Raw genomic sequence first — 11946 nt, forward strand, 5'->3', positions numbered from 1 at the left:
CCCGACCTTGGAAACAGATACCGTGCCAGCAAAAACACTAAACCAGCGACTTATCGATGAGAAGCCGCTGCGGGCGGTAGCAGGATGGGTGCTCCTATTTCTGCTCGTTGCGCCCAACGTCATCTGGATCGTTGCCGATACCGCATTGATCGCTAGGAAGTACGGATTTTCACCCGCCTGGTGGGCGACCCTTTTTGACTTCTTGCAGTTGCCGTTTTCCGAAAGTTTTGTGTCTCTCGGTTTCGTTCTGCAAGTGCTGATCCCCGGTATGGTTGCCGTCGTCTGTTACAAGGTAGACGAGACGGCTAAGCCGATGGTGGTCACGGAGGACTTGAGCGAAGTTGGATATTCGGCGTTGCTCTTGTGCCTCTTTGGAGCCGTTCTGGGCTTCGTTTCCCTGGCGACGCTGTCCGTTGCAGCTGACAGCGTAACCATCATTAACGCGAAGGCCACTCCTACGGCAATTCGCGGCTTGGCTGCGGCGACGCTTGCCTTTTACGGGTTTTATGCGCAGCAACTGATGGGGTTCAGCCCGAAGTGAAAAATGGTCTTAAAGCAGCACTTTTCTTGGTGGCAATGGCTGCAGCGTCACCATCCAATGCTGTTACCGTGACAATAAAATCCGACGTACCATCAGATTTCGGCGCTTTGACCAAATCACCCGTCGGCACTGTGAAGGGCGCCAAGTCGAATGAGGCTCCGAACCCTGCCCAGACCACCTTCAATCTCACACTGCCGGATGCGTCTCCGATCGAGACATTGGACGTGACCTTGGCAGCCGGGAAAGCCGGTTTTTCGGACTTCGATCTTAGTTTCGATATTCCGTTTCAGCGAAACGCTGCGCTGCTTTATGCGAGCATCGTTCCAACCGAGCCAGTTGCCAGCGATCAGATCGTGCGTGAGTTCGTCGCCGACACATCCCTGTCAACGAATACCCAGGAAATTTTCCGGATCAATCAACGCGCCAGGATCCTCTTCCGGGAACGCCAGGCTCTCAACGCGTCTCCGGTTGAAGCCGATGTGGGCGTTGCTTATTGGTTGGTGCAATCTTCATCCGCGCTGATCTCAAAGGTCAAACTCGTCGTCGACGGCGACACGGCACAAGCTGCAGACAAGCTCGAGGAATGGACCGCGCAATCCGCGCCCATCCTGACCAGCTTTCTGGCCCATAACCCCTTGGTGAAAAGTCGCGACATAGCAGACAGTCTGAGAATTGTTAGATCCCGTGATCGGCTCATTCGGGCGCCAATCATAACAGATCTTGACAGCCTCGTGTTGAAAGACAGCACGCGCAGTGCTGCCTGCGCCCGGCTAGAGACTTTGAGATCTACATTTGAAGACGAAAAGGACAATCCGGGCAATTATGAGCTATGGAACCTTCAATTCGTCCTAGTGCTGGGAACCGGTTTGAAGTGCAAGTATCATGATGCGCAAACGTTGCAAGCGAGCCAAAAGGAAGATTGGGATTTCGATGTCCGTGCGTTTGCCGATGCCCTGAGCGGTTATTCAGCAAGCGGAGACCGGAATGCTGCGAACGAAGTAGGTATTGTTAACCGCGTCCAGGCTGTACAACAGTTGGCCAAGGTTGCCAATTTTGACTTGCCCGACGAGATTTCGGGTTGGGTTCCCGTGACAAGAAAATAAGAAGCATTCACTGATAGGAATGGATTATCCTATAGTTGAAGTACTTTTATGCATGGCGCGGAGATGCTGCGGAGGTACCACCGGAGCGCGGTCTGTTCACTGCGCGGTAGCAGCAATTGTGTAGATACCATGAAACGAGCCTTCCTCCGACAACCGCAAGTCTGGCCTTAACTTTGGCACCACGATGGCTACGATTGGCACTTTCTCCCGCACCACGAACGGCTTCTCCGGCTCGGTCAAAACCCTCAACCTCAACGTCAAGACGGTAAGGTTCGCTCCGGCCGATGGCGAAAATGAAAAGGGTCCCGACTTCCGCATCTTCGCTGGCGTCACCAAATCCGGGGCGGCATGGAAGAAGACCTCGCGGGAGGGACGCGACTACCACTCCGTCAAGCTCGACGATCCGAGCTTCCCCGCTCTGATCTATGCGAGCCTGGTCGAGACCGACACCGAGGGCGACTTCTCGCTCATCTGGTCCCGCCCACCCCAGAATGACCCGACAAGACACCAAGCCCCGCTGCAAGGCGGGGCTTGGCCATGTTCAGGTCAGGTGCAGCCTAGGCTTTGTCAGACGCAGCAGGCTACGCTTTGGCCGGCGCCTTGCGCGCCTTCTTCACCGGCGACTTGATTGCAGCCGCAGTTGTTCTCGCTGCTGCCGCACGCACGGCGGGTTTGCTTTTTTCTGCCGCGGCAGATGTGGCCGCCGGCGCTTTGCGCCCGAGTCCAATTGATTTCGCCAAGGCCGACCGGGTCGCCGCATAGTTCGGCGCCACCATCGGATAATCGGCCGGCAGGTTCCACTTCTGCCGATATTGGTCGGGGGTCAGGTTAAAGTGCTGAAGATGCCGCTTGAGCGATTTGAATTTCTTTCCGTCTTCCAGGCAGATGATGAAGTCCGGCGTCACCGACTTCTTGATCGATACTGCCGGCTCCTGCTTGACCACCGGTTCTACCGCTGGCGTTCCGATGCCGTTCAGAGCGGCATGGATATCGCCGATGAGCTTCGGCAACTCGCCAACCGGTACTGGATTGTTCGAAACATAGGCGGCGACAATGTCAGCCGTTATCGACACGGTATTCAGTTGGTTGTCTTGTTCGAGAGCAGTGGTCATATAATTTCCCTTTTTTGTATCGGATGAATTGAGCGACGTTTGCCTTTACCGCCCCGCCAACGAGGCAAATAGTACGTTTCTTTGCAAAATCCACGCCTCTGGCCCAACATTATAAGTGTAAGCTTCGGTTTCATCGTCTCGATCGGCTGCGGATGCCCTTGCCGATCCCATGGAAAGCGTGGAGCTTCCCCTCGCTTCCCCGCGAGTTGCGGCTGTGCAGAGCAGGGTCGCTGGCTCGCAAAGCGGCCGACTGCAGCAATAGTGGCCATCAATTTCCATCCGCTCCGCGTCGACGTCACGCGCGGCTAGCGGATCGGGCGAGTTTCCTCGGAATGATTTTTGCGTCCCGATGACGAGCGCTATTAGTTACAAGATGTTGTGTGCAAAAATTGCACACGAAGGTTCTGCTTCTCGTCTTTTTTTGTTCCCACGACAGGGCCGCCGACAGCCCTTTTCGGCCGCTCTTCTGCCGACGATATTGACCGCTCCAATGCGGATGTTCGCCGGGATATCCGTGAACTTCATCATCCGACTTGTGCACTTTCAGCTGAAGGCTTCCGGGACTGACACCGAAGCCATCAGCTTACACGAAGGCATGGATGCGGCTCGACACGGACGTTGCGTCGACGTCTCTTCGACCCGGGGAGGGTGTGGGCTTGGCGCGATTGCTGGTTCTTGAGGATGAGTCTGTTCTGGCGCGACACATCAAAAGCACGCTGGAGCGGGCAAGACACGCGGTCGATGTCGTCGAGACAATCGCTGGCGGTATCCACGCATTGCGCTCGGCTGGCTATGATCTCCTGATGCTCGAGAGGAAGGTGACCGACGGCGACGGGGTAAGACTTCTGGATTTTGTTCGTCAGGCCAAGTCGGCAATTCCGGTGATGTTCCTGACGGCTCGTTCCGGTACGGATGAGCGTGTCGGCATGCTCGATCGTGGTGCCGACGATTATCTGTGCAAACCGTTCGAAACCACCGAGCTCGTCGCGCGCGTGACGGCCTTGCTTCGTCGCCCGCAACAGTTGGCCGCTTCGACCTTGACGGCCGGCAACATCGTCCTGGACAAGGCAACGCGTTCGGCAATGGTCGCGGACAAGCCGCTGGTGATCGCGCGCCGCGAAGGCATGCTTCTGGAACAACTGTTCGCTCGCTCCGGGCAGGTCGTCACCCGCGAGGCCCTGGACGCCAAGCTGTTTGGCTTTGAGGATGGCGCCTCGCCCAATGCCATAGAGGCCAGCGTCTATCGACTGCGCAGTGCGCTGAGCAGTCTGGGGGCGGACCATCAGATCCACACCGTTCGCGGCGTCGGGTATTGCTTTGCGCCTTAGCGAGCGCTTGTTCGGCTCAATCGGCATCCGTCTCAGCCTCCAGCTCTCGCTGCTGTTCCTGCTCTTCGCTGCGGCTTGCGCCGGCCTGATCGGCTATCAGCTTTCCAACATCGACGAGACGGCACGGACGCTGCGCTTGCAGCGGCAGGCGCATGAAATCAGTCAGGCGCTGCGTCTCGCGAACAATGCAGCCCCGACTCTGGAATTGCCCGCCGAGCGCCTTGCCCGCTACCAAGGGGACTTCGTTCTACGCGCTCCGCGCCAGCACGGGCAACCTCGTCCTAGCGTCCTCGAAGACATTGCAGGATAGCTTCGGCGCAGCGTTTCTGCGCGCGATTAAACCTGGCGAAACAAATACGGAGGCGACTGATGGCCTCGACAATGCCTTCTATTTTCTAGCCCAGCCGGCGGACGCGCCAGGCCAGCAGGCGCTGCTGCTTATCGTGGGCCAGCACGCTTCGGCAACGGACGCGCTGCTGCGGGATGTGGAGTGGCGACTGCTGACGGGAACCGGCCTTGCCGCGATCCCACTCTGCCTGATCGTCTTCGGCGCCGCCCTCACCATCGTTCGCTTCGGCTTTGCGCCTTTGCGCCTTCTCTCGCAGCAGGCGGAAAAAATCGGCACGGCCGATAGCGTTGCCCGCATCGGCGAGGCCGACTTGCCGCTCGAACTGCGTGGCCTGGCCGAGGCCGCCAACGCCGCGGCCGGCCGTTCACGGATATTTGTACGCTACTCTTGTCTTAAGTATCGGCTGGAGCCTATGCGGCCATTGACTTGCCGATACGGTCCAATCAGCTTGTAACCTCAACGAGGGCGCTGGATTGCGGCGCGGTTGCTGATCCTTCAAGACGAACGGGTGCTGGCACGAGATGTGTAGACCGCGCTTGAGTGCACGAAGTATGCGGTCGATATCGTCGAGACGATCGCGAGCCCTCCCGCGCACTCGATAGAAACAAAGTAAAGATTTAAATTGGTGCTAAATTGGGAAATCTTATTCGTAAACTCACGTCATTAATTGCTTTGGTAGCGATATGCTATTCCGATGTTTACGCCGACACTGATAACAATGCCAAATATCAACAAAACACTGATAGTAAATTAAAACAATGCTCAAATACTGGATTATTTTCCGACGAGTATTGCAAATGCGCTTACAAAATATCGTTATCGTTGATTGATAACGACCCCATATTTTATTTTTTTATTAATACAGCTGGGAAAAAGGAGATAGACATAGAGCATATTTATAATGTTATGGTTGATAGCAATGTTTACGATAAATATAAATTCTCTTCTAGAAGAGAAAAAATGGAGTATATAGAGGGAAAATTTCTTTTGTTTTCCAACAGACTACATAAATCTTGTCAATAAATAATTTTCTTAAAACAATAAATAGGGGGGGAGAAAAATATGGTCGGAACTAACAAAACTGGACGACCCAATGGGCCGCAAAGCGCTATAACTACGGTGACTTTCGGCGTAGCTACGGTAGTTGGAAACATATTTTCCGCCGTAGGTGCATTCGTCTCCAACAATATTCTCAGTATTCTCGATGCTACTGACCGCATGCGCGCGCTTACCGACCCCACCGAAGCGCAGATTAACGCAATGGACAACGCTGAGAACAAGGAGATCGATCGCGGGATTCCGGGTCCAGCGGAGTCTGGAAAGCAAATGGCCGATCAAGCAGAGGCGGCAAGGGCTGCAGCCGAAACAGCAGTAAGTTTGACTGAAGGTTCGCGTGACAAGGAAAGCCCGCCAGGGCCCGACGGCCCGAAGGGCCAGGAGACATATGGCGGTGGCAACGCCTCCCCAGGTCCCGACGGCCCGAAGGGCCAGGAGACATATGGCGGCGGCTATGACGATAATGGCGGTGGCAACGCCTCCCCAGGCCCCGACGGCCCGAAGGGCCAGGAGACATATGGCGGCGGCTATGACGATAATGGCGGTGGCAACGCCTCCCCAGGTCCCGACGGCCCGAAGGGCCAGGAGACATATGGCGGCGGCTATGACGATAATGGCGGTGGCAACGCCTCCCCAGGTCCCGACGGCCCGAAGGGCCAGGAGACATATGGCGGCGGCTATGACGATAATGGCGGTGGCAACGCCTCCCCAGGTCCCGACGGCCCGAAGGGCCAGGAGACATATGGCGGCGATAGCGGAGATAATGGGGATAGCGGAGACGAGGGCGACAATCCGGTCATTCTCAATCTTGACGGCAAGGGCCTCAAAGTAACCTCTCTGTCATCCTCGACCCAGTTTGTCGATACGGATGGTAGCAGCTATCAGCATCGCACGGCCTGGGCGGGTGCCGGGAATGGCGTCCTGGTTCTTGACCTATATGGCGATGGCCAGATCCATCAGAAGAATCAGTTTGCATTCACGGAGTGGGATTCGTCGGCAAACGGCGATCTCCAAGCGCTCAAAGACGTCTTTGACACCAACCATGATGGCAAGCTCGACGCCGGCGATGCCGACTGGAGCGAATTCAAGGTCGAGGTCAACGGCCAGATGGTCTCGCTCGCCTCGCTTGGCATCACCTCGATCGATCTGACGCCGACGGGCAGTGGCCAGACTTTCAACGACGGCTCGGCCATCACCGGCACAACAACCTACACCAAATCCGATGGCACAACCGGGCAAGTTGGCGACGCAGTGTTGGCGAGCGACAGCAACGGTTATCTGATCCATCAGACGCAGGTGACCAATGCCGACGGTTCCATCACCACGGATATCCTCGGCTACAATGCCAATGGTTCCGAAGCTTTCGAGAATGTGGTGACGGTCAGCGCCAACGGCCTCAGCAAGACCACCAAATACGACGACGACGGCAATGGCGTGTTTGAACGGACACAGACCGACAACACGGTGACCAATGCCGACGGCTCGTCGACCGAAACGATCACCGACTTCAACGCCGATGGCTCCAAAAAGAATGCGACAGCGGTCACGACAAGCGCCGACACCAAGACGGTGACAACCCAGGTCGACCAGAACGGCGACGGTATTTGGGACCAGTCCGAGATTTTTGTCACCAATGCCGACGGTTCAACTTCGACCACGTCCAAGAACCTCGCGACCAACGGTACCACCATCAACCAGATTGTCGTCAGCACCAGCGCTGACGGATTGACCAAGACGACCAGCACCGACCATGTGGGCGGCGGCACCTTCGATCATATCGCGACGGATACGACTGTTGTGAATCCCGACGGCAGCCGCGTGGAAACCGTGGCGGACACCGGCAAGAACGGCACGTTGCTCGACAAGACAATAACGACAACCAGTGCGGATGCCCGCAGCAAGACGGTGCAGATCGACCATGCCGGCGTGGGCAGCTTCGATGAGGTGACCTCGTCGTCCATCGTCATCAATGCTGACAATTCGGTTACGACGATTGTCCAGGACAAGAATGCCGACGGCTCATCGCGTGATTCTACCGTCAGCACCATCAGCGGCGATGGCCTTTGGAAGTCGGTGGCGCATTATCTCGACGGCAGCAGCACGCCCGCAGACACAGCCTGGGACGTGGTCACTGTCGGCACGGATGGCACACGCGGCGAGACAGCTTCTGACTATAGCGCCAACGGCACGCTGCTGAGCAAGACGATCACGGTGACGAGTGGTGACAAGAAGACCATCGTCGTCACCATCGATGCCAATGGCGATGGCGCGACGGATCGGAGCAAGACGATCCTGATCAATGCCGATGGCTCGACCACCACGACACTGTCCAATTCCAGCAGCAACGGCACGCTGATCAGCCGCACTCTGACAACGACCTCGGCCAACGGCCTGTCGAGCACGACACAGACCGACCTCAATGGCGACGGCACCTATGATCTTACCGAGGCCGATGTCATCACGGCCAACGCCGATGGCTCGAAGACCGAGACGGTAACGGATACCAGTGCCAATGGCACCGTGATAGACAAGAGCATCACCAATACGACTGCCAACGGCCTGACCCAGACCGGGCAGCAGGACCTCAACGGTGACGGCGCCGTCGACCGCACGGTGACCGACGCGATCGTGCTCAACGCCGACGGCAGCCGCACGAAGACGCTGTCGACGACCAGCAACACCGGCGCCCTGCTTTCAAGGACGGTGACGACGGACAGCGCCGACCGCAAGACGACGACGGTGGCGATAGACAGCAATGGCGACGGCCATGTCGATCAGACACAGGTCCGCGTGCTCGACGCGGATGGCTCGAGCACCCAGACCGTGACGGATTCCAGCCCCGGCGGCGCGCAGATCGACCAGACGGTGACGACGACCAGTGCCAATGGTCTTTCAACCTCGGTAACGCACAATATCGACGGCTCGATCGACGACACCGTTTCAGACGTGACGGTGCTGAATGCGGACGGCTCGAAGACCGAAACCATCAAGGATTCCAGTCGCAGCGGCACTTTGCTCGACAAGCTGATCGTAGCGACGACCGGCAATGGCCTTTCGGTGACGAAACAGACCGATGCCAACGGCGATGGCGTTCTGGACCGCGACATCACCGATGTGACGGTCCTCAATGCGGACGGATCGAGGACGGAAACGGTCTCGACCTACAACGGCGCCGGCACCACTCTGATTGGCAAGACCGTGACCGCCACAAGTGGCGACGGTCTGTCGGAGACGGTGTCGCATTATCTTGACGGTAGCGGCACGGTCTTCGATGTCGCCCGGGATCTGGTTGCCATCGGTGCCGACGGCTCACGCACGGAGACGGTCACTGACTCCAGCAGCAACGGCACGCTGATTTCAAAGAATGTGACGACGACCAGCGCCGACAAGAAGACGGTGACCATAAACGCCGATCTCGACGGCAATGGCGTGAACGATGTCTCGGTCACGGCCGCCACCAACGCCGATGGTTCGGTGACGACCGTCACCTCGACCTACAACGCGACCGGGGTCCTGGCCTCGAAATCCACCAAGACGGTGACCGCCAACGGCCTGTCGACGACGATCGCCACCGACCTCAACGGCGACGGTGCGCTCGATCAGTCGAGAACCGATGTCACAGTGCTCAATGTCGATGGATCGAGGACCGAGACGATCTCCAATTTCAACGCCAGCGGCGGGCTGAAGAACAAGACCACCATCACCACCAGCGCAAACGGCCTGTCGATGACAACGCAGATGGCTGGCACGTACAACCGCACCAATAGCGATGTGAAAACGCTGAACGCCGATGGGTCGATCACGGAGGTGGTGTCGGATCTCAATGCCGATGGCACATTGCACGACAAGACAACGGCCACCACCAGCGCCAATCAGATGACTGTGACGACCACACGTGACATCAATGGCGACGGCACGGCCGATCAGACGGTGATCCGCCAGGTCAATGTCGATGGTTCGGTGACGATCTCCAGCATGGATGGCACGGTGCAATCCGCCTCAGGCCGCGCCTACGGCGCCACGAACGGCCGCTACGAGACGGATAGCGCCAATGGGCTATCGAAGGCCGTGCAATATGATGCCAATGGCGACGGCCTTGCCGAAAACCAGACCACCGAAGTCACGGTTCTCAATGCCGATGGCTCCAAGGTCGAAACGATTACGGATTCAACTCTGGCAGGCGGCGTAGCCTCTTCCGCCGCTCCGGTCTATACGGCCACGACGAAGGACAGGGAGGTTATCACCACCAGCGCGGATGGGCTGACCATAACCGAGCAATTCGACCTCACGGGCTCGGGTACATTTGGAGAGACCAAGGTCGACCAGAAAGTCCTGAACAATGATGGCTCGACGACGGAAACCGTCACCGAGACAAAGGCAGGCGTGCAGACCGACCGCTATCTGTCAACCACCAGCGGCAATGGCCTCAGCTCCACCAGGCAGTGGTTTTTCGGCGCGGCCACCACGCCAAGCGAGACCGAGACCGATGTGACGGTTCTCAATGCCAATGGCTCCACGACAGAGACAGTCACCAACAACAAGAGCGATGGCTCGCTGCTGTCAAAGACCATGCGCACGACCAGTGCCAATGGCCTCACGGTTTCGATCCAGCGGGACACTACGGGTTCAGGCAGCTTCAACCAGAGCCAGATCGACACGGCGGCCAGTCTAGCCGATGGGTCGGTCGTCGCGACGGTCAGCAATTTCAACGTCGACAGCTCGCTGAGGGACAAGACCGTTGCCCAGACCAGTGCGGATCGGCGAATTGTCACGATCAGCCGCGATGCCAACGGCGATGGTATCGTGGACCAGACAGAGACAAAGACGGCGTTGGTCGACGGTAGCATCACGGACGTGATCACGGACATGGTGACGCTTGCTGGCCTCGGCTGGGCGCCGGCACCCGCCACCGTGGGGACGACAACCTCGACCATCAGTTCTGATGGCCTTACCACCAATACGAGCTGGGATTTCAACGGGGACGGCATTGCCGACCGCACGCGGGCGGATACCCGATCCTTCAATGCGGACGGCTCCTATTCCGAAACCTGGAAAGACTATCAGACCAGTACCAAGACCGCGATCGATTGGGGCGCAGCGACTACACCGGTGCTGTTGAAAACGACGACCGAGACGGTAAGCGCCGACGGCAAGACCAGAAATACGACAGTCAAGCTCAACAGCGATACCAGTGCCGATGAAACATCGACGGCAGTCACTGCCATAGACGGCTCGATCGTGACGACCTCGACCAATGACGCGGCCGCCAAGACCGTTGCCCCTCTTCTCGGCAAGGTGCTGTGGAGCTCGGCGATCGCGACCAGCAACAAGACGGTGGCGTCGAAGGTGATCACGACGATCAGCGCCGATGGCCTGTCGAAGGCGGTTCAGGCAGACTATGACGGCAATGGCACATATGAGCACACCGAGACCTGGCAGACCCAGGTCGACGGCTCGCAGATCGGCACCATCCAGGATGTCAATGCAAGTAATGCAGTAGTGGCCAAGGGTACGGTGACGGTCAGCGCCGATGGCCTCACAACGTTATTAAGCGAAGACACCGACAACAACGGCACGATCGATCACATCGACACGGCTACGATGCATGTCGACGGCAGTATTACTGAAACTGTGACCAACTATAATACCAACGGCACGCTCAAGCAGACCGTTGTCACCTATGTCACGGCCGACGGGCAATCGACATCGGTTGTCACGACAACCCCGCCTGCCACGGTCGGCGCGCTGGCAGCATCGACGACGGTGATCACCGGCGACGGCACAACGACAACTGAGTCGAACTCCACCGACGCCGCCACCATCACTGGCAACAACAATGTCCTCACCGTGATGTCAGGTCAGGAGACGCTGACGATTTTCGGAACGAGCGGTAGTGGTAGCACAAATAGTTCAGGAAATACTGTAAATGTCGACGGAAGCAGCTCATTGGTTGCAACCGGTGGAGTGGACGCAGGACTTGGAAACACCATAAACTTCAATAGTTCAAGCAGTGCACTGAGCGCGAAATACTGGGTAATAAATCTGGAAGATGGTCGGAATTTTACGCTCAATGGATTCGGAAATACCGTTCATATGGGGAAAAATGAGACTGTCGCATTGGGGGCACCGCCAAGTAGTGGATATGGGCAAGACGAGACTTTTGTCTTCAAGCCGAATTTTGGCCACTCAACTATTTCAAATTTCCTCTCTTACGCCAATGATAGTTTCGCTGGATTTCTTACTGCGGACAAGATTGCCATAGATCATACTGTGTTCGCCGATTGGGCTCATCTTCTGGCAGCGTCGTCACAATCAGGGAGTGATGTCATTATCACCGCCGACGCCAATGACACGATCACCTTGAAGAATACCACGGTCGCGAATTTGCAAGCAGATCAGAATGCATTCTTCTTCAACTGACGGTCAGAAGCATGCCGGGCGGCGATAATGCAGCCCG

The 11946-nt window shown here is 57.2% G+C and carries 7 protein-coding genes and 1 pseudogene; 7 read left to right on the plus strand and 1 reads right to left on the minus strand.

The genetic code is table 11. From position 1 onward, the window contains the following. Positions 1–22: 22 nt before the first annotated feature. The 3 genes and pseudogenes from JN279_RS22550 to JN279_RS22560 all read left to right on the plus strand — a co-directional run. Positions 23–541 (plus strand): hypothetical protein, encoded by a 519-nt coding sequence (locus tag JN279_RS22550; RefSeq protein ID WP_202350269.1) that lies wholly within the window; start codon positions 23–25, stop codon positions 539–541. Further along, positions 538–1644, plus strand: coding sequence for a hypothetical protein (locus JN279_RS22555; protein WP_202350270.1), 1107 nt, complete (start codon positions 538–540; stop codon positions 1642–1644). Before JN279_RS22550 ends, JN279_RS22555 begins: the two co-directional genes overlap by 4 nt. Positions 1645–1828: 184 nt before the next feature. Beyond that, positions 1829–2125, plus strand: a pseudogene (locus tag JN279_RS22560) (DUF736 domain-containing protein); the annotation flags it as partial. A 100-nt stretch (positions 2126–2225) separates the two neighbouring features. Here JN279_RS22560 and JN279_RS22565 read toward each other — a convergent pair. After that, positions 2226–2756, minus strand: coding sequence for a MucR family transcriptional regulator (locus tag JN279_RS22565; protein WP_202350272.1), 531 nt, complete (start codon positions 2754–2756; stop codon positions 2226–2228). Positions 2757–3412: 656 nt separating this feature from the next. Between JN279_RS22565 and JN279_RS22570 the strand changes: the two genes are divergently transcribed. The 4 genes from JN279_RS22570 to JN279_RS22585 all read left to right on the plus strand — a co-directional run bounded on the left by JN279_RS22570 (position 3413) and on the right by JN279_RS22585 (position 11909). After that, positions 3413–4084, plus strand: a complete 672-nt coding sequence (locus JN279_RS22570) for a response regulator (RefSeq protein ID WP_202350273.1) — start codon at positions 3413–3415, stop codon at positions 4082–4084. Positions 4085–4091: 7 nt separating this feature from the next. After that, complete coding sequence (locus JN279_RS22575; RefSeq protein ID WP_202350274.1) at positions 4092–4394, plus strand: hypothetical protein; 303 nt, start codon at positions 4092–4094, stop codon at positions 4392–4394. After that, positions 4384–4887, plus strand: coding sequence for a hypothetical protein (locus JN279_RS22580; RefSeq protein ID WP_202350275.1), 504 nt, complete (start codon positions 4384–4386; stop codon positions 4885–4887). Before JN279_RS22575 ends, JN279_RS22580 begins: the two co-directional genes overlap by 11 nt. A gap of 764 nt (positions 4888–5651) precedes the next feature. Beyond that, positions 5652–11909, plus strand: coding sequence for a collagen-like triple helix repeat-containing protein (locus tag JN279_RS22585; RefSeq protein WP_202350276.1), 6258 nt, complete (start codon positions 5652–5654; stop codon positions 11907–11909). Positions 11910–11946 lie beyond the last annotated feature (37 nt).

This window comes from Mesorhizobium sp. 113-1-2 (assembly GCF_016756475.1).
Classification (GTDB): Bacteria; Pseudomonadota; Alphaproteobacteria; order Rhizobiales; family Rhizobiaceae; genus Mesorhizobium; species Mesorhizobium loti_C.

Bases quoted from the DNA above. Each gene is read 5' to 3' on its own strand.
- JN279_RS22585 (WP_202350276.1), top strand. From the start codon at position 5,652: ATGCGCGCGCTTACCGACCCCACCGAAGCGCAGATTAACGCAATGGAC.
- JN279_RS22565 (WP_202350272.1), bottom strand. From the start codon at position 2,756: ATGACCACTGCTCTCGAACAAGACAACCAACTGAATACCGTGTCGATA.